This is a genomic window from Paraburkholderia agricolaris (assembly GCF_009455635.1).
Classification (GTDB): domain Bacteria; phylum Pseudomonadota; class Gammaproteobacteria; order Burkholderiales; family Burkholderiaceae; genus Paraburkholderia; species Paraburkholderia agricolaris.
Genome location: NZ_QPER01000002.1, coordinates 146,993 through 164,834 on the forward strand (window position 1 = coordinate 146,993; position 17,842 = coordinate 164,834).

The following is a 17,842-nucleotide window of genomic DNA, read 5'->3' on the forward strand; positions in this document are numbered from 1 at the left end:
TTCGGACAAAACATGGCGTGGGCCTGCCGACGGCCGTTGTTGGGCTGTGGAGCGGCCAGCACGCCGGGCTCACGCGTTCGTGGCGTTCGTGGACTGCCTGTCTTGCGCGGGCTCTGGCGCACTGGCCGTGTTCGCGTCGCTCAGCGTCGCGCGCGGATCGAAGCCGGTCGGCGGTGCGCCCAACTCACGCCGGAACATGTCGCTGAAGCTGCTCGGCTGGAAACCCAGCGAGCGGGCGATGCTGCTGACCGGGCGTCCCTCGGCGAGACCCGACACTGCCACTGCCAGTTGCACCTGGCGCCGCCATTCGGCAAAACCAACGCCCAACTCGCGGGTGAAGAGGCGCGCCAGCGTGCGCACGCTGGCGCCGACCGACGCCGCATGCTGTTCGAAGCTGATCGAGATCGAAGGGTTGTCGATTACCGCGCGGCACAAGGCGTCGAGCCGCCGGTCCGACGCATCGGGCAGTGCGATGCGCAGCGACGAGCGAGGCGCGTGTCCCAGCTCCAGCATCGCGAGACGATAGGCGGCGTCGAGATAGGTCTCGTCGCGAGCATAGGTGCGCTCGTGTTCCGCAATCGATGTGATGAGTTCACGCAACAGGCCGTTGATTTCGAACACGTCGCTGCGATGACTCAGGTGGCCGACGTTGCGCTCGTGGAAATAGATATTGCGCATCTCCACCTCGCTCATCATGTGGATGGAGTGAACGGTGCCGGCCGGCAGCCAGACCGCCCGCTGCGGCGGCACCACCAGCGCCTCGCGGCCGACTTCCACCCACATCACGCCCGATACCGCGTACAGCACCTGCGCCCACGTATGCGAATGCGGGTCGATGCGCAGCCCGCGCGGATAGTGCCGCGCGAGGGAGCGGGCGTCGGCGTCGTCGTGAAGTTCGGGTGGGCGGGCTTTGGGCACGGCGGTTCGCTTCGCTGTTCACGGTCCGCTCTTCGCGCATGAAGAGCGTGGACCCGGATGGTCCGTGTGCGAAGCATAGCGCGAGGCGCGCAAGGATGGATATTCCGCGCGGTTCGCCTACGTGCGATGTCCCATCACCAGCAGCAACAACGACAAGGTCGCCACCGATCCCACCGTCGACAGCAAAATCGTGCGGGAGGTGATGTGCGCCTCGCGGCGGTAGAACTCGGCCAGCATGAATGGACCGGTGCCGGTGGGCAGCGCGGCCAGCACGACGGCCATCTCGACCAGCGCGGACGGGAGCCCGAACACGCGCGCCGCGAGCCACCAGGTCAGCGCCGGCTGTCCCAGCAGCTTGACGCCGCTCAGCAGCAGCGGGATACCGCTCGCGCCGGTCTCGGACGACGGACGTTTTTCCGCGAGGAACAAGCCAAGGCTGACCAGCGCGCACGGACTGGCGGCGCCGCTCAGCAGCTTCAGAAAGGTCTCCGCGCTTTGCGGCAATGCGACGTGAGTGCTCGCCAGCAGCACGCCTGCAATCGGCGACACGATCAACGGATTGCGCGCCAGCGAGCCCAGCACTTTCAGGCCCAGCTTGTGCGGCGTGCGTTCGGTCTGTAAGCCGACTTCGATCAGCACGATGGCAAGCGCAAACAGCACGCACGCGACGAGGATCGTGGCGATCGTGGTCGGCGTCAGGCTGCCCGGGCCGAACGCGATCATGCCGAGCGGAAAGCCGATGTAGCCGGTGTTCGGATACGACGCCGCAATGGCGTCGACGCTCGCGTCGGCCAGATGGCGGCCGCTGAACATACGGATGGCGAGAATCGGCAGAAACGCGCCGAGGCAACCGATCGAAAATGCCGCGACGAAGGCCGGTTGATAGAGCTGCTGCCACGTGGCATGCGCCATGGTGTCGAACAGCAGCGCCGGCAGTGCCAGCCAGACAACGAAGCGGTTCAGTTCGGACGCGCTGTTCGGTCCGAGCACGCCGCGCCGGCGGCAGGCAAAGCCCGCGAAAATCAGGCCGAATACGGGAAGCAGAATCTCGAGAGTGGCTAACATCGGTGCAAAAGGTAGGGGCGCGGAGAACGATGCGCCAGCGTAGTGGCTTGCGTTGATACAATCCAATACTGTTTTTTGCTTCCAATAATACCTTTTCTGCATCGTCATTCAGCTTGAGGGCGTCGTGATCGATATCAAGCCGTTGCGCTACTTTGTGACACTCGCCGAGACACGCCATTTCGGCCGCGCGGCGGCGCGCCTGAATCTGTCGCAGCCGCCGTTGAGCCGGCAACTGGCGGCGCTGGAGGCGAGTCTCGGTGTGACGCTGCTCGAGCGCAGTCCGCGCAGTGTCACGCTAACCGCGGCGGGCGAGCGCTTTTACGCTGATGCGAAGGCGATCCTTGCGTCGGTGGAGCAGGCGGTCAGCAATGCCCATGCGGCGGCGCACGGCGACGCCGGCAAGCTGGCCATCGGCTTTACGATGTGTGCCGCGTACAACGTCGTGCCCGGCTATGCGCGCGCGTTCGGCGCGGCGTTTCCCGAGGTCGCATTGAATCTACGCGAAGTCGTGTCGAACGATCTGGCCGCGCAGGTGCTGTCCGGCCAGATCGACGCGGCGATCATGTTTCCTGGCGTGCCCGACAAGGGCATCGCGACACGGACGATTCTGCGCGAGCCCTTGTGCGTGGCGTTGTCGCGCAGCCATCCGCGAGCGCGCGCGCGGCGACTGACGATCGCGCAACTGGCGGGCGAGCCGTTCGTGCTGGCCTTGGCGGAAGTCGCGCCGAGCTTGCGCGCAACCATCCTCGAGCATTGCCGCTCGGGCGGCTTCGAACCGGATATCCGCTTTGAGGTGCAGTTGCAGCAGACCGTGCTCAGTCTCGTCGATGAAGGGGTGGGGGTGGCGCTCGTGCCGGCCTCGATGCGTAAGGCGCAACTCGCGGGCGTGGTGTTCCGGCCGCTGGTCGATGCGCCGCTGATCGAGCAGGTGCTGGCGTGGTCGCCGGCTAATCGCAATCCGTGTCTGGCGCGGTTTCTTGAGTTGGCGTGAGGGGGCAGGTTTTGATGGGACGGTGCGTGTGCCGCTTCGACGCCGCAGGGACTTTTGCAGCGACCCTGACGTGCAGGAAATCTGCGATCATCCTTGGCACCCTTTAACGCCTCTCAACCTCAAAGCGTTCAACCCCAGCCACCCATGCCCACCCGCCCCACGCTCCTCACCACCGACCGTCTGATCATGCGTCCGCACACGCGCGACGATTTCCTCGAGAGCTATGCGATGTGGTCCGATCCTGAGGTGATCCGCTACATCGGCGGCAAGCCGTTCACACGCGAAGAGGTCTGGGCGCGCCTGCTGCGCTACGCCGGGCATTGGGCGATGCTGGGATACGGTTACTGGGTGGTGCGGGAAAAGGACAGCGGCCGGTTCCTGGGTGAAGTCGGCTTTGCCGACTACCATCGCGACATCGAACCTTCGTTGATGAACACACCTGAGATCGGTTGGGCACTCGACCCCGCCGTCCACAATCGCGGCTACGCGACCGAAGCGGTGCGTGCAGCACTTGCGTGGGCCGACACGCAGTGGCCCGACGGCGAGACCGTCTGCATCATCGCGCCGGAAAACCAGCCCTCGTTGCGTGTCGCGCACAAGTGCGGTTATCGCGAGCAACATCACACGACGTATAAAGGCAAACCAACTATTGTGCTGCGGCGAGCGGCAGGCGTTGCCTGAATCGTCGCGCGGCGCATGCGCGGTTCGCGCGCCGACATGCAGCCGGCGCGCGAACCGGCTGCCCTATTGACCACCTTACTGACCACCTTACTGACCGTCTTATTGAGCGCCTTCGCTGGCCGCCGCCCGTTGCCGCGCGATCAGATCCACTAGCCGTTCAACCTGTTTGCCCTGGGCGTCGAAGTTGCCGGCGTCGAGCCAGCGTACATAGTTCGGGCGCAGCGCGGGCCATTCACTGTCGATAATCGAAAACCACGCGGTGTCGCGATTGCGTTCGTGATACACGATCGCCTGCCGGAAGATGCCTTCGAATGTAAAGCCATAGCGCAACGCCGCTGTGCGCGACGGCCCATTGAGCGAATCGCACTTCCATTCGAAGCGGCGATAGCCGAGGTCGTCGAACACATGGCGCATGAGCAGGAACATCGCTTCCGTGGCAACGCGCGTGCGCTTCAGGCGCGGCGAAAAAGTGACGTGCCCGACTTCGATCACGCCGTTGGTGCGGTCGATACGCATCAGCGCGAGTGTGCCGACGGCCTTCCCGGACGCGAGATCGATCACCGCGTAGTGCAGCGGATCCGGCGATGCAGCCATGCGCGTCAGATGCTCGCGATACGCGGCAAGGCTCTCAAACGGGCCGACCGCCAGATAGGTCCAGTCGCGGGCGTCGGCCGCCGAGCTATACGCCTCGTACAGGTCTGCCGCATGGCGCTCCACGTCCACCGGTTCGATCCGGCAGTATTGGCCCAGCAGCGGCTCACGGCCGGGTGCCTGAGCGCCTTTCCAGCCCGGCACGGGGGCGCCGATCGGCTGCTCGAAAGCGTTATGTCTGGGTTCCATGTGTGTTCTCCTGTGGATAGGGATCATCGTTGCTTATGGAGAACGATACGGCAAACGTGGTATGTTAAAAAGATCCAACGGAACAGCATTTGATAGGTCCAGCCACGATGATCGAGATCATTGGCCCGCTCGCCAATCCGGCCGCCGGCAGCGTCGAAAAGTCCGTGCCCCTGCAAAAACAACTGATTGAGCGTTTGCAGCAGGCCATCCTCGCCGGGCGCTTGCCGGCCGGGTCGCTGCTGCCGTCGTCGCGCCTGCTGGCCGCGGAGATGGGCGTGTCGCGCAATACCGTGGTGATCGCGTACGAGCATCTGGCCGCGGTTGGCTATGTGGTGGCCGACAAAAAGGGCACACGCGTGAGTCCGCTCTCCAGTCCGGCGGCACGCGGTGAACCGCAAACCCTGCCGGCCGCGCCGGACGTCGCCTACGCGGCACGCGTCGAGCAATTCACGGCGACGCGTACCCACGTCGACAACACTTTGCCGATGACCCCCGGCACCCCCGCGCTGGATCGCTTTCCAGTGGCCGCCTGGCGGCGCGCGCTGGAACGGTCGATGGAGCGTGCGCTGCCAGTTGCGCTCGGCTACGGCAACCCGGCCGGCGAACCGGTGCTGCGCGACGCGATCGCCGCGCATGTGCGGATGGCGCGCGGCGTGCGCTGCGAGGGCTCACAGGTGATCATCACCGAAGGCGCGCAGGAGGCGCTGAACCTGTGCGTGCGCCTGTTCACCAATCCGGGCGACATCGCGTGGGTGGAAGATCCGGGCTATCGCGGCGCCAAGGCAGCGTTCAACCTCGGCGATCTGACCATGGTGCCGATGCCGGTGGACCCGGAAGGCATCGCGGTGCCGCCCGACGCATGGCATACACATCCGCCCAGGCTGATCTACACCTCGCCCGCCCATCAGTATCCGACCGGTGCGGTGTTGTCGGTGGCGCGTCGGCTGGAGTTAATCGCCCAGACGCGCCGCTGCGGCGCCTGGCTGATCGAAGACGACTACGACGGCGAATTCCGCCATACCGGCGAGCCGATCGCCAGCATGCAGGGTTTGGTCGAGGACGCGCCGGTTCTGTACGTCGGGTCGTTCAGCAAAACCATGTTTCCGGCCTTGCGCATCGGCTTCGTGGTGCTGCCGCGCGCCATTGCCGCGCACACGGCCGTGGCGTTGCAGGAGACATTGCGTGGCGGGCATCGTCTGGAGCAACTGGCGCTGGCGCATTTCATCGACAGCGGCGAATTCGGGCGGCATCTGGGCCGCATGCGGCGTTTGTACCGGGAGCGCCAGCAGGCGCTGCGCGATGCGCTCGCCGAACACTTCGCGCCGTCGCAGATTCTGGGCGGCAATTGCGGCATGCATCTGACGCTGCGCTTGCCGCCGTCTATTTCCGATCGGACCCTCGCCGCACGCGCGCTTGCCGAGCGTCTCAATCCGCGCGCGCTGTCGGGTTTTGCGTTGCAGCAGCGCGACGAGGCAAACGGACTTGTGATCGGCTATGGCAGCACGCCGGCCGGGCAACTGGCGCCCGCTGTACGGGTTCTGGCCGGGCTCGCGCGTGGGATGGCCGGCGAGTCGAGCGGCGCGTCGGCAAATAGGGCGGAAAGCGGATCGACAGGCGGGGCGACAAGCGGAACAGCACGCAGGCGCGCCGTGTAAGTTTTTACGTTTGTCCGCGCGCCCCATGTCGCGCTATCGTGTCGTTTATGCGCGGCGATTCGAAAGTGCGCGACGTCGACGAATTGCCCGCAGGTCATGCCCAGCGCACCGCCCTGCCATATCGCATGACACGCGGCGCCCGCCTGGCCGGGCCGCTGCCGGGTTCGGGCATGAAGCATGCCTTTGTTGTGCTTATCTATGACGATCTATCTGACTGGAGACAACATGAAGGAAATCGAACCGACCGCCTGGTTTGAGCTTGCTGCCCATGCACCTGTCCGCGAAGGCTGGTACGAGGTGCAGTTGACGAGCGGAGACACGGCATTTGCGAAATATGGCGACGGCGTGTGGACCGAAAAACCGTTGCTGGTGTTCACGCACTGGCGTGGCCTGTCCGCCGACCCGTCGAAAGCGGCCGACGGCGAGGCAGAATCGATCGGCGCCGAAGCCACCGCGGCCCAGGGCGTGCGCGCCGCATGGAACGCGTTTTTCCCGGGACTCGGCGAAGAACAGCACAAACCGTTGGACGCCATGCCTAACGGCAAAGCACATTGATCATTGCTTGACGGAATGCTTGGGCGGCGGTCTAGCGGCTGCCGCTCAACGCTTCGGCCGCCAATCTGCCGATCTCTATGTCGATGTCCGGCGTCTCGCCCGTTTCGAGAATCCACGCCGCGGACAACCCCGACCACGCGAGAATCCATTGCAGCAACCGGTGCCTGTCGAGCCCGGCGATATGCGCCACGCGCTCGACGCGACGCTCAAACCGTCCCGGCACGAGCACCGATACCAGGTCCGGATTGCAGAAGATGTTCGCGTAGTCGAAACCGCGTTCACCGTACAGACCTTTCGGATCGATCGCCAGCCAGCCGCGCGCGCCGAAATCGAGCACGTTGCCATGATGAATGTCGCCGTGCAGCACAACCGGATCTTGTGGCGCGGCGAGCAGGGCTTGCGCCGCGGCGGCACTCCCGGCTAGCCAGCCGTCGTGTTGTTCAGCGGCGGGCCAAAGACTCTGGAACCAGCGCGGCAAACCGATCAGTTCGGGCAGCGGCTTATTTCGCGGTGCGTGAAGTCGTGCCGCGGCGGCGCAGAGGATTTCGATGGCGTGGTCGTCCGCTTCGCTGCCGCCGGCGCGCACCTGGTCCACTAACGAGTGATGGCTGTCGGCACGCTCCAGCAGCAAGGCGTCGGCATCATGCGCGAGCACCCGGGCCGCACCGTCGCCGTCCCACCACACCATCAATTGCGCGCCGAATTTCTCTTCGGGTTCCTGTGCAACTTTCAGCATCGCGGCGACGCCATGCTGCCGCACCGGCAAGAGCTGGCTGCTATGCGTACGAATCGGCTCGCCGTCCGGCTGCAAATTCCATTTGACGATGTACTCGGCGAACATCGCGTTTCAGGCGGCTAGCGCGGCTGCGCGCACCGCGGCGGCGAGGGCAATCGCCGGCGTGGTCAGCGGTTTCGTCCCGTGCGTGACCAGCAAGGCTGCGCCCGCCATCGATGTTTGTGCGAACGCCACGACATCCGCGCCATTTTCGTAGGCGGCATCCGTAGCGGCGGCGATGGTGGACAGATAAGCCGCCGTGTCGCCTGCTCTAAAACGCTCCCACGCGCCGCCAATCAACTGAACCTCGACATTCGCGGCGGTACGTGTGGCGGATTGAGCGAACAAGTGGGTGGTTGGGTCGAGCGTGGTGGATACGGTGCACAGCACGATAACCTTGCCGCCGCCTTCCACCGCGCGTTGAGCCAACGCGGCGTCGGCCCGCAAAATGGGCACCGGCGCAGCCTGCGCGGCGAGGGCTTCGTCCACTGACGGGCCGAGCGTCGAACAGTTGAGCAATACGGCGTCTGCGTTGTCCGTGAGCGTGAGGAGCACCTCGCGGGTTTGCGCCGCGATCTCGTCGGTCAATCCACCGGCGCGCTCAGCGGCCGCGAGCAAGTCCGCGCGGACGACATGTACAAGCTCGAGCGACTCGTATCCGGCGGCGCGGGCGGCCGCATCGAATAGGGCGATATTGCTGTCGGCGGTATGCAAGCAGACGATACGCACGGTCTCTCCAATGATCTGTGGCAGGTTTGCATTCTCGCCTGGATCGGCGGGAAATGGCGCTCGCATGTGGAAACGACGCCGATCCGGCGGTACGGTGGTTCGCCCTCGTGCCGCTCATGATGCTGCGCCACTCGCTTTGCGCGTCCCCGCTACAATCTGCCTGATCCATTTGACGCGGAACAGCACGTATGAAAATCACCCGGGAACCCGTCGCCTTGTCGCGCGCCACGCAGTTGCTGAACCATGGCCCCGTCACGATCATTACCAGCGCGCACGGTGGCCGCTCGAATGTGATGGCGGCATCGTGGGCCATGCCGCTCGATTTCACGCCGCCGAAAGTCGTAGTAGTGGTGGACAGCCGCACGCTCACCCGGCAACTGATCGAAGCGAGCGGCGTGTTCGGACTGCAACTGCCGAGCCGTGGATTTGCGGCGCAGACGCTGGCGGTGGGCACGAACGCGGGCACCGAACTCGACAAGTTCTCGGCCTTCGACCTCGAGACCTTCCCGGCACAGGAAATCGACGTGCCGATGCTGGCCGGCTGCATCACGTGGATGGAATGCAAGGTGATCCCGGACGATAGCCAGCGGCACGATCTGATTATCGGCGAAGTGGTCGCCGCCTACGCGGACAGCCGGGTCTATTCGAACAACCGCTGGCACTTCGGCGACGATCCCAATCTGCGCACATGCCATTACGTGGCCGGCGGCACATTCTTCGCGACGGGCGATGCATTTGAAGTCGAACCGGCGGCGAGCGGGTCGGGAGACTAACCGGTCCGTAGCAGCGCGGGCAAGGCTCAGCGCGCTATCTTTGCCGCAGAAATTTGCCCGCCTTTTGCTCCAGCAGCGCGACGAGCTCGGGCTGCATGAACGCATAATCGTCGGGGATATCGAGGCAAATCACTTTCTTGCCGTTCAGACACGCGCGGAACTTTGCCGACAGTCTTGCGCGATGCGCTTTCTCCATCACGAAGACAATGTCGGCCCAGCGCACCTGCTCGGGTGAGAGCGCTACGTCGGCATCCGCACTCAGACCGGCCGAATCGGTTTCGACATTTGGCCACGTGGCGAACACCTGCTCGGCCGTCGGGCTGCGCAGGCGGTTCTTGCTGCAGATAAACAAGGCGCGCATGACTCGCTACCTGGCGAGGTGTCTGTTCGCAGGCAAGCTTGCCTTACCTGTTGCCATCGGCAAACGCCGTGAGCGCGTCGCCCGCCAGCCGGTAGCGGACCCATTCGCTTTGTGCGCTCGCACCGATCGACTCATAGAAGCCGATCGCCGGCTCGTTCCAGTCCAGCACGCTCCATTCGAAGCGGCCGCAGCCGCTCTCGCACGCAATCTGGGCGAGGTGGCGGAGCATCTGTTTGCCCGCGCCGCTGCCGCGCGCGGCCGGCGATATGTACAGGTCTTCCAGATAAAGCCCCTGTTTGCCGAGCCACGTCGAATAAGAGAAGAAGTACACGCTAAAGCCGATCGGTTCGCCGTTCATTTCGCAGATCAGCGCCTTCGCGGATGAGGTCGCTGAGAACAGGCTTGCTTCGATGTCTTTAACGGTCGCGACAACCTCGTGCTCCGCTTTTTCATACACCGCGAGTTCGGTGATAAAGCGAAGAATCAGCGCGGAGTCGGGCGCGTGGGCGGGGCGGATATGGATGGTCAAGGTGAAGGGCTCGGTTGGTCTGAAGTGCGGAGTGCAGGGGCCGCCAGGCGCGGCGGCCAATCTTCTACTCGCTATAGTACGTGGGACTGAAAGTTCCGGGTAGTGACACGGGTTGCCGCGTCACTCACGATATCCATTCGCGATGGAGTTTCTCGCTGTCGCCGAGATAATCGAGCACCCATTCCAGCACCGGCGGCGTCTTGCCCCCATACCAGGCGACGCAACAGGGCGCGGGCGCTTTCGGATGCTCGACTGTTTTTTCCACCAGTGCGCCGGACTCGATATAGGGCCGCGCAAGATGTACCGGCATGTAGCCGATGCCCAGGCCCTCGGTGAAGCAATTGATCGCGCGCAGCCAGTCCGGCACCACGAGTCTGCGTTGATTCGGCAGCAGCCAGGTGGTGCGCTTTGGAATATCGCGTGACGTGTCTTCAAGACAGATCGACGGAAACGCGGCCAGCACTTCATTACTCAAAGGCGTGGTGGCGGTGGCGAGCGGATGGTTCCGGCTTACCAGGAACGCCCATTCGATCGACCCCATGTCCCTGAACTGAAAATCTCCACCAACTGGCACCGCCGTGGTCGCGCCAATCGCGATATCGCTGCGGCCGGTGACAAGCGCTTCCCATACGCCGTTGAATACCTCGATTCTCACGATGAGTTCTACATTGTCGAAGTGCCGGTAGAAGTCCGCCATTAACGCGCTGATCCGGTCGGCACACACGATGTTATCGAGCGCAATCGACAGGCTCGGCTGCCACCCGTTGGCCACCCGCAGCGTCTCGCGTTTGATTTCGTCCATCTTCTTGAGCATGCCGCGCGCTTCATCGACGAAATGATGGCCGGCCTCAGTCAATACGACGGTTCGGTGCAGACGGCGAAACAGCTCGACGCCGAGTTCCTCTTCGATATTTCGGACCGCGTAGCTGACCGCCGACGGCACCCGGTGTAATGCCTTCGCCGCAGCGGTGAAGCTGCCGGTTCTGGCAATCAGGTCGACCAGTTGCAGCGATTCTATCGACAGCACAAGCACGCTCCTCACTGTGAAACGATTTAACGGCAGAAGTGAAAATATAGCGTTTCAGGTTTTAACGGGACAAGTAGATACTGTGCCGGGTTCGCTTATACGACAGGCATACGGGCCTGGCAATCGATAAATCGCGCGTCATCTGCGGAAGAATAAAAATTCCGTCCTGTCAACTTATGCTGATGATTCGAGTGTGAATATTATGTCCGGCAATGTAATTGGATTAACAGCGGTTGCTGTACTGGGCGGGTGCGCCGTGGCCCTACAGGGTCAGTTTATGGGCGTGATGGAGAAGAGCGTCGGCACCACCGGCGGTATTTTCATCAATTACGTAAGCGGTGCTTTGCTGGCGATCGTGCTGCTTTTCACGCTTCGCGACGGGAGCACGAAAGCGTGGATGGCCGTGCCCTGGTACGCGTTGACCGCCGGTGCGCTCGGACTCGTGATTGCCGGATCAATCGGCTATACGGCTTCGCGGCTCGGCCTGACCACGGCATTCACGATCATTGTGGGCACGCAGTTCATTGTGTCGCTCATGCTCGACCAGTTTGGCTGGCTTGGCGCGACTGCGCGCCCGGCCGACTTTACGCGGTTGACTGGCGTGGGTGCGATTATTTTCGGCGTCTGGCTCACTTCAAAGTAGATGCTCAGTAGATAACAAGCGCATCGCGCTCGCCGAAACCGCGTCTCGCAACGGGCGCGGAAGCCAACCCGATCTTTCACGAACACCAGAACGTGCCGCGCGGCGCATTGCCGTGGCACGCGCGGCGTCGTGCCGGGCGCCGAAAAAGCACGACCGGTCACGACGACTTCAACTCTAAAAGAAAGCAGGAGGCCAAATGTCCCCTAGCGACGTGGCTATCGATCTGATCCTCAACACGGAAGATGTCATTGCGTATCGCGCCGAACGTTATATCGAAGTAAAACCCGGCCGACGTTCACCCATTCACATTAACTTCAAAAATACGCTGCCACATAAGCCGGTCAGGGAAACGCTGGCTAATCTGTTATCCGCGCAGATGGAGCAGGACGGCATTACTTACGTGTGTGGACTGGAAAGCGGCGGCAGTTATTTTGCGTCGCGTTGTTCGGACAATCTGGCCGCCCCGTTGTCGCTCTATCGGAAGGACGAAAAGCGGCATGCGGAAGGCGGCCGGTTGGTGGGCAGCGATCCTAAACACGGCAGCAAGATCGCGATCGTCGACGACACGCTCGTGTCGGGGCGGACTGTCGAGCCGGTGGTCGACTATCTGCGGCAGTTTGCTGGCGAGATTCATTTGTACACGATTCTGAGTTACGGCCTCGACGCGCTTATCAAGCACCGTTTGAGGGTGACGAAAATCACATCGATTGCGCAGATTGGCTGCCTCGTGCGCGCCGCTGTTGAGAACGGCAAATTCGGCTTGCAGGATGCCGAAGAGATCGAACGGTTTATTGAAAAACAGGCAAAGGAAAGCGGAGTAAATTGATATGAGCCAGGACATGATTGTTGTACTCGATTTCGGTAGCCAATACACGCACTTGATCAAGGTAGCGTTTGACTCGATCGGCGTTCCCACGGAAATCGTGCCTGCGGACCTGAAGTATCGCGACTACGTTCGCGACGGTGGGCGGCAGTTGAAGGGCGTGGTGTTCTCGGGCGGCGCGTCTTCGGTGAAGCTGAACGAGATTGCGTTCGACCGTGATTGGCTCGAAACCGGTTTGCCGGTGCTGGGGCTCTGTTATGGTCATCAGCTGCTTGCGAGTCTGTACGGCGGCAGCGTCGGCAAGGAGCAGTCGGAGTTCGGCGACACCAAAGTGGACGTGCTCGAAACCGGCGAATTGTTCGCGGGCGTGCAGCAACGCCAGATTACCGTGTGGATGAGCCACAACGATTCGGTGTTGTCCGTGCCCGACGCGTTCCGCGTGATTGCGCGCAGCGCGAGCGGCGCGATTGCCGCGCTCGAAGATCCCAAACGGCGCTTGTACAGCTTGCAGTTCCACCCAGAGGTGTCGCACACCGAATCCGGCACGGCGATGCTCACTAACTTCGCATTTCGCATCTGTGGTGCGCAGCCCGCGCAAAAGTGGACACCGCAGGCGTTCGTCGAGCAGAAGATTCCCGAGATCAAAGCATTCGTCAAGGATCGCCGAATCATCGTGGGCTTATCGGGCGGCGTCGATTCTTATGTGATGACGAAGCTGATCCGGCGCAGCGTCGATAAAGATCAACTGATTGCGATTTACGTCGATAGCGGCTTGATGCCCACTCAGACTGAATTCGAAGTCGAGCGATTCTGCGCCGACAACGATATCCATCTGCAGGTCATTCGCGAGGCCGATCGATTCTTCGGCGATCTGACGGGTGTAACCGAGTCGTTCCAGAAGTGCAGGGTGATCGGGAAGGCATTCATCGATGCATTTGAAGTGGTCGCGAAACAGCAGCGTGCCGAGGTGTTCGCGCAAGGCACGATCTGGTCGGACGTGGTGGAAAGCGGTGTCACGAAGTTCTCTTCGCAGATCAAACCGCATCACAATGTCGGCGGACTGCCCGAACGGCTGAATTTCGACATGATGGAACCGCTTCGCTATCTGTTCAAGGATCAGGTGCGCAAGATCGGCGCGTACTTCGATTTGCCCGACTACGTCGTCCATAAGAAAGTATTCCCGGGTCCGGGCTTTGCAATTCGCGTGCAAGGTGAGGTGACACGTGAGCGGGTCGCGCTAGTTCGGCAATCCACTGAGATTGTCGAGGATGTGATCAACAACTCGCCCGTGTCGCGAGACGTGTGGATGGCGTTCAGTATTCTCGTCGATGTGCCGAGCCTCGGCGTGAAGGGCGACAAACACGTTAAGAACGAACAGGCTATCGTGATTCGTGCGGTGGAGTCGACCAACTCAATGACCGCGAATTTCTCGCGAAAGGTATTCCCCTACCTGGCCGAAATATCAAAGAAGATAACCGACCAGATGGAGATTGGCCGGGTCGTCTACGACATCACGGACAAACCGCCTGCAACGATCGAGTGGCAATAAGAACGGCGCGCCGAACGGGCGCGCGATGGAGACCGGACGCTCCACTGGATTGGGTGGAGCGTCGTTAGAGAGCGTTGGAAAGAGAGGGGAGCAATCATGGTGAGCCTGTTGAAACGGATCGTTTCTGGCGGACAAACCGGCGTCGACCGTGGCGCACTGGACGCCGCACTGGATATGCAGTTTTCTTGCGGAGGGTGGTGCCCGGCGGGAAGGCTGGCAGAAGACGGATCGATACCGGACCGGTATCCATTGACCGAACTTCCGAACGCAGGCTATGAAGAGCGGACGCTACAGAATCTGCTCGATAGCGACGGTACTGTGGTGATTCACTTCGGCAGTTTGAGCGGCGGCACGCTAGAAACCTGCGAATGGTGTGTGGCGCGCGGCAAGCCGGTGAAGATCATCGACGCTGCCACAACGCTGCAGGCCGCGGCGGCTGAAGAGATCGGAAGGTTCGTCGAACGATATAACATCGAAACGCTGAACGTGGCGGGGCCGCGAGCCAGCAAGGCGTCGCAGGCACAGCAATACGCTCGTGAGGCTGTCACGCTAATGCTGGAGCGCTACGTCACGCCGTTTCTAAAGTGATGCGCGTGGGCAATGACGGTAAGCGCAGTGTTTTATACGCATGCTCCGGTGTGCTGGTTCTGAGCGCGGACACCTTGCTCGTTCGTCTGGTTGGGCCCGTGGATCCGCTTCAGATTGCCTTCTGGCGCGGCGTGCTCATGTTCGCCGCCAGCGTGGCGGCATGTAGTTGTTTTGCTCGCGGCAAAACCCTGCTGGCGAACTCCATCAAGCAACGCCTGTTCTGGATGGCGTCGCTTTGCTATGGGACCGCTTCGCTATTCTTTGTGTACGCGCTGCGTCTTACCGACGCTGCAAGTGTGCTGTTCATCATCTCCGCTGCGCCGTTGTTTGCGACGCTGCTTTCCCGTGTGGTGTTGAACGAACGGACGCCCGCGGCGACGTGGCTGGCGATGCTGGTCGCGCTCGGCGGCATCGGCCTGGTTCAGCATGGCAGCATCAATGCGGTGCAAACTTCGGGCAATGCGATGGCGCTGGCGAGCGCATTGGCGATGAGCGCCGCCTTTGTCGTATCCCGCAAGAGCGCGGCAAACATGGCGCTGGCGCCTGCCGCCGGCGGCCTGTTGAGCGCATGCGCGGTTTTACCGTTGCTCGATCGCGTGGGGTTTGTTGAAGCATCGCAATGGCACTACATGGGTATTGAAGCCGCTGTGGTGGTACCGATCGCGTTCGGTCTGATCGGATGGAGTACGCGCTTTCTGGCCGCGCCTCAGCTTAGCCTGATCCTGTTGCTCGAAACCGTGCTCGGTCCGGTATGGATCTGGCTGGTCCTGGGCGAACGTCCTTCGGCGTTCTGCCTGATCGGCGGCGCGGTTGTCCTGAGCGCACTGGCATTTAACATCTCAATGTTGGCCTCGCGCTCGAGCCTTGCGCCGCGGCGCCGTCGCGCCGGCGGAGATACATCGCATGGTGTAGCGATTCAGGCGGGTGGCGCCCGCCAGGATTGCGATTGACGTCCCCCCACAAAATCGTTTACTGTCGATCCATGGACTTCCACTCGATTCCCTTCGCTGCTGTCACCACCACGACGACCACCTTTACAGGCGGGTCGTCTGGAGGTTGCGCACGCTAGAAGCAGGAAGCTGTGGCAAACCACCAAAGGCCCCGCCGGAAACGGACGGGGCCTTTGGCGTTTCTTGACCTCCGTTTGCGGTACCGATCTGCAGTAACTGCAACATCAAACCCAATGGAGCGTCATCATGAACGACATCGACCATCGTGTGCTCGGCAACAAACTCGACCTCTTCCATCAGCAGGAAGAGGGCGCCGGCATGGTTTTCTGGCACCCGCGCGGCTGGGAGCTATACCGCGTGCTGGAAGACTACATTCGCGCCCGCATGCGGCGCGCGGGCTTTCGCGAGATCCGTACGCCGCAATTGCTGGCGCGCTCGTTGTGGGAAAAAAGCGGCCATTGGGAGAAGTTCGGCGCGGCGATGTATTCGCTCGCCGACGCGGAAGAAGGGCGCGCGCTGTGTCTGAAGCCGATGAGTTGTCCGTGTCACGTGCAGGTGTTCAATCAGCGCGTGCGCTCGTATCGCGAGTTGCCGGTTCGTTACAGCGAGTTCGGCGCGTGTCATCGTGACGAACCTTCGGGCTCGCTCGAAGGCCTCAAGCGTACGCGTGCATTCGTGCAGGACGACGCCCATGTGTTCTGCACGGAGGCGCATATCGAAGCCGAAGTCGGCCGCTTCTGTGCGCTTTTGCGTGCGGTTTATGCGGACCTTGGTTTCCCCGCCTTCAAAGTCGCGCTAGCCACGCGGCCCGCGATGCGGGCGGGCAACGATCAAACGTGGGATCGCGCGGAAGAGGCGCTCGCCAATGCGGCGCGTGCAGCGGGCCTCGAATTCGACGTGCTCGAAGGAGAGGGTGCATTTTACGGCCCGAAACTGGAGTTTCATCTGACGGACAGCCGTGAACGCAGCTGGCAATGCGGCACGATTCAGCTCGATTTCGTGCTGCCCGAACGACTCGACGCGGAGTTCGTCAATGAGCGCAACGAACGTGAGCGGCCGGTGATGATTCATCACGCGGTACTCGGCAGCATGGAGCGTTTTATCGCGATGCTGCTCGAACATCATGAAGGATGGCTGCCGGTATGGCTCGCGCCGGAACAGGTCGTGGTCGCGACGATCAGCGACGCGAATGCGGCCTACGCGCAAGAAGTGATGCAAGCGCTTGAAGACGCCGGCATCCGGGCGCTGCTCGATGGCCGGCCGGAGCGGCTCGAAAAGAAGATCGTCGACGCACGTGAAAAGCAGGTGCCGATTTTTGTCGCGGTCGGTTCGCGCGACGAGCGCGACCGGACGATCAGCATTCGCATGCGTGATGGGCAGCAGTCGACGCTTGCGCTCGCGGACGGTATCGAGCGTTTGCGGCTGGCTGCGCTGCCGCCCGCCACGCGCTGATGTCTGCCACAAACGGCTTGAGCACCGGAGGCGGCGCCCGGCATAGCGCGCGGGCGCCGTCCTCCTAAATCTCCAGCACGCCTGCGGCCATGAAGCCGCCATCCACTGGCACCGTCTGCCCGTTCACATACGACGCCTGTTCGGAACACAGGAACTGGACTACCGCGGCGATTTCCGCGGGGACGCCGTAGCGCTTCGCCGGCACCGCGCGCGTGTAGTTGTCGCGCGCGACCTGCGAATGCAGATCGAGCGTCATTGGGGTGTCGATCGGCCCTGGCGCCACGCCGTTGGTCGTGATGCCGTATTCGGCGAGCTCGATCGCCATCTGTCGCGTCAGTCCGACCACGGCGGCCTTCGACGTGCCGTAGGCGGTGCGGCCCGAACTCGCGCGGAGTCCGCTGACCGAGGCGATGTTCACGATCCGCCCCCAGCCGTTCTTGCGCATCAGCCGCGCAGCGTGCTGGCCGCACAGCATGGGTCCGGTGACGTTCACGTCGAAGACTTTGCGCCAGTGCTCGACCGGATAGTCGAGAAACGGAAATGTCTTGGCGATGCCGGCGTTGTTCACCAGGATGTCGCAGCGGCCGAACTGGTTCTCGATGGTGTTGAATGCGGCATCGATCGAAGCCGGCGCCGACACGTCGAGCTGCACGGCATACGCTTCGTGACCGGCTGCGCACAGCGAACCGGCAAGATCGTTCGCGGTATGTGCGTTGATGTCGCCGATGAAGACGATGTGCCCGGCTTCGGCAAGCTGCTGCGAGATAGCCGCGCCGATACCCGCACCACCGCCGGTGACGAGCGCGACGCGCGGATGAGTGAGGGAAGACGGGGTACGGCGGGAAGTTTCAGTATTCAGATTCACAGCGAACTCTCGAATGATCGGAAACAGCGGAAAAAAAATCGGCTTAAAAAGGGCTTGAAACTGGATGTCAAAG

The 17,842-nt window shown here is 62.4% G+C and carries 21 protein-coding genes; 12 read left to right on the forward strand and 9 right to left on the reverse strand.

The features are described from left to right. Nucleotides 1-69 precede the first annotated feature (69 nt). A complete protein-coding gene (locus tag GH665_RS21980; RefSeq protein WP_153138846.1) occupies nucleotides 70-918 on the reverse strand; it encodes an AraC family transcriptional regulator in 849 nt (282 codons plus the stop codon). 117 nt (nucleotides 919-1,035) lie between these two features. After that, the gene (locus tag GH665_RS21985) at nucleotides 1,036-1,983 is read right to left on the reverse strand and encodes an AEC family transporter (RefSeq protein ID WP_153138848.1); all 948 of its coding nucleotides are present in this window, start codon (nucleotides 1,981-1,983) and stop codon (nucleotides 1,036-1,038) included. Nucleotides 1,984-2,107: 124 nt separating this feature from the next. Between GH665_RS21985 and GH665_RS21990 the strand changes: the two genes are divergently transcribed. Further along, nucleotides 2,108-2,974 carry a LysR family transcriptional regulator gene (locus GH665_RS21990; protein ID WP_153138850.1) on the forward strand — a complete coding sequence of 289 codons (867 nt, stop codon included), beginning with the start codon at nucleotides 2,108-2,110 and terminating at the stop codon, nucleotides 2,972-2,974. Between the two features lie 144 nt (nucleotides 2,975-3,118). Beyond that, entirely contained in the window at nucleotides 3,119-3,655 is a 537-nt protein-coding gene (locus GH665_RS21995) for a GNAT family N-acetyltransferase (protein ID WP_153138853.1), read from the forward strand. A 99-nt stretch (nucleotides 3,656-3,754) separates the two neighbouring features. Here GH665_RS21995 and GH665_RS22000 read toward each other — a convergent pair whose 3' ends face one another. Beyond that, nucleotides 3,755-4,495: a GNAT family N-acetyltransferase gene (locus tag GH665_RS22000; RefSeq protein ID WP_153138854.1), complete on the reverse strand. Its 741-nt coding sequence runs from the start codon at nucleotides 4,493-4,495 to the stop codon at nucleotides 3,755-3,757. Nucleotides 4,496-4,602: 107 nt separating this feature from the next. Between GH665_RS22000 and pdxR the strand changes: the two genes are divergently transcribed. From pdxR to GH665_RS22015, 3 genes are read left to right on the forward strand one after another with little or no spacing between them, the layout of a single operon-like run. Continuing rightward, nucleotides 4,603-6,150, forward strand: coding sequence for a MocR-like pyridoxine biosynthesis transcription factor PdxR (gene pdxR, locus GH665_RS22005; RefSeq protein WP_153138856.1), 1,548 nt, complete (start codon nucleotides 4,603-4,605; stop codon nucleotides 6,148-6,150). A gap of 47 nt (nucleotides 6,151-6,197) precedes the next feature. Beyond that, on the forward strand, nucleotides 6,198-6,407 hold the full coding sequence (locus GH665_RS22010) for a hypothetical protein (protein WP_153138859.1): 210 nt from the start codon (nucleotides 6,198-6,200) through the stop codon (nucleotides 6,405-6,407). Further along, complete coding sequence (locus tag GH665_RS22015; protein ID WP_153138861.1) at nucleotides 6,376-6,705, forward strand: hypothetical protein; 330 nt, start codon at nucleotides 6,376-6,378, stop codon at nucleotides 6,703-6,705. The genes GH665_RS22010 and GH665_RS22015 overlap by 32 nt, the downstream gene beginning before the upstream one ends. 31 nt (nucleotides 6,706-6,736) lie before the next feature. Here GH665_RS22015 and GH665_RS22020 read toward each other — a convergent pair whose 3' ends face one another. Further along, nucleotides 6,737-7,546 (reverse strand): aminoglycoside phosphotransferase family protein, encoded by an 810-nt coding sequence (locus GH665_RS22020; RefSeq protein ID WP_153138862.1) that lies wholly within the window; start codon nucleotides 7,544-7,546, stop codon nucleotides 6,737-6,739. Nucleotides 7,547-7,552: 6 nt separating this feature from the next. After that, nucleotides 7,553-8,209: an aspartate/glutamate racemase family protein gene (locus tag GH665_RS22025; RefSeq protein WP_153142229.1), complete on the reverse strand. Its 657-nt coding sequence runs from the start codon at nucleotides 8,207-8,209 to the stop codon at nucleotides 7,553-7,555. A gap of 188 nt (nucleotides 8,210-8,397) precedes the next feature. Here GH665_RS22025 and GH665_RS22030 point away from each other — a divergent pair, with 188 nt between their 5' ends. Further along, a complete protein-coding gene (locus GH665_RS22030; RefSeq protein WP_153138864.1) occupies nucleotides 8,398-8,982 on the forward strand; it encodes a flavin reductase family protein in 585 nt (194 codons plus the stop codon). Between the two features lie 34 nt (nucleotides 8,983-9,016). Here the strand turns inward: GH665_RS22030 and GH665_RS22035 are convergent, their stop codons facing one another. The 3 genes from GH665_RS22035 to punR form a co-directional block, all read right to left on the reverse strand. Further along, entirely contained in the window at nucleotides 9,017-9,343 is a 327-nt protein-coding gene (locus GH665_RS22035; RefSeq protein WP_153138867.1) for a low molecular weight protein tyrosine phosphatase family protein, read from the reverse strand. 43 nt (nucleotides 9,344-9,386) lie between these two features. After that, on the reverse strand, nucleotides 9,387-9,872 hold the full coding sequence (locus GH665_RS22040; RefSeq protein ID WP_153138868.1) for a GNAT family N-acetyltransferase: 486 nt from the start codon (nucleotides 9,870-9,872) through the stop codon (nucleotides 9,387-9,389). Between the two features lie 124 nt (nucleotides 9,873-9,996). Next, nucleotides 9,997-10,899: a DNA-binding transcriptional activator PunR gene (gene punR / locus GH665_RS22045; RefSeq protein WP_153138871.1), complete on the reverse strand. Its 903-nt coding sequence runs from the start codon at nucleotides 10,897-10,899 to the stop codon at nucleotides 9,997-9,999. Between the two features lie 202 nt (nucleotides 10,900-11,101). Between punR and GH665_RS22050 the strand changes: the two genes are divergently transcribed. From GH665_RS22050 to thrS, 6 genes are all read left to right on the forward strand, one after another. Continuing rightward, a complete protein-coding gene (locus GH665_RS22050) occupies nucleotides 11,102-11,542 on the forward strand; it encodes a DMT family transporter (RefSeq protein ID WP_153138873.1) in 441 nt (146 codons plus the stop codon). 196 nt (nucleotides 11,543-11,738) lie between these two features. Further along, nucleotides 11,739-12,368, forward strand: a complete 630-nt coding sequence (locus GH665_RS22055) for a phosphoribosyltransferase family protein (RefSeq protein ID WP_153138875.1) — start codon at nucleotides 11,739-11,741, stop codon at nucleotides 12,366-12,368. A gap of 1 nt (nucleotide 12,369) precedes the next feature. Beyond that, nucleotides 12,370-13,914: a glutamine-hydrolyzing GMP synthase gene (guaA, locus tag GH665_RS22060; protein ID WP_153138876.1), complete on the forward strand. Its 1,545-nt coding sequence runs from the start codon at nucleotides 12,370-12,372 to the stop codon at nucleotides 13,912-13,914. Between the two features lie 96 nt (nucleotides 13,915-14,010). After that, on the forward strand, nucleotides 14,011-14,502 hold the full coding sequence (locus GH665_RS22065; protein ID WP_153138878.1) for a putative molybdenum carrier protein: 492 nt from the start codon (nucleotides 14,011-14,013) through the stop codon (nucleotides 14,500-14,502). After that, nucleotides 14,502-15,452 carry a DMT family transporter gene (locus GH665_RS22070; protein WP_153138880.1) on the forward strand — a complete coding sequence of 317 codons (951 nt, stop codon included), beginning with the start codon at nucleotides 14,502-14,504 and terminating at the stop codon, nucleotides 15,450-15,452. The genes GH665_RS22065 and GH665_RS22070 overlap by 1 nt, the downstream gene beginning before the upstream one ends. Nucleotides 15,453-15,698: 246 nt before the next feature. Beyond that, a complete protein-coding gene (gene thrS / locus GH665_RS22075; protein WP_153138882.1) occupies nucleotides 15,699-16,904 on the forward strand; it encodes a threonine--tRNA ligase in 1,206 nt (401 codons plus the stop codon). Between the two features lie 64 nt (nucleotides 16,905-16,968). Here thrS and GH665_RS22080 read toward each other — a convergent pair whose 3' ends face one another. Then, complete coding sequence (locus GH665_RS22080; RefSeq protein WP_246216317.1) at nucleotides 16,969-17,769, reverse strand: SDR family NAD(P)-dependent oxidoreductase; 801 nt, start codon at nucleotides 17,767-17,769, stop codon at nucleotides 16,969-16,971. Nucleotides 17,770-17,842 lie beyond the last annotated feature (73 nt).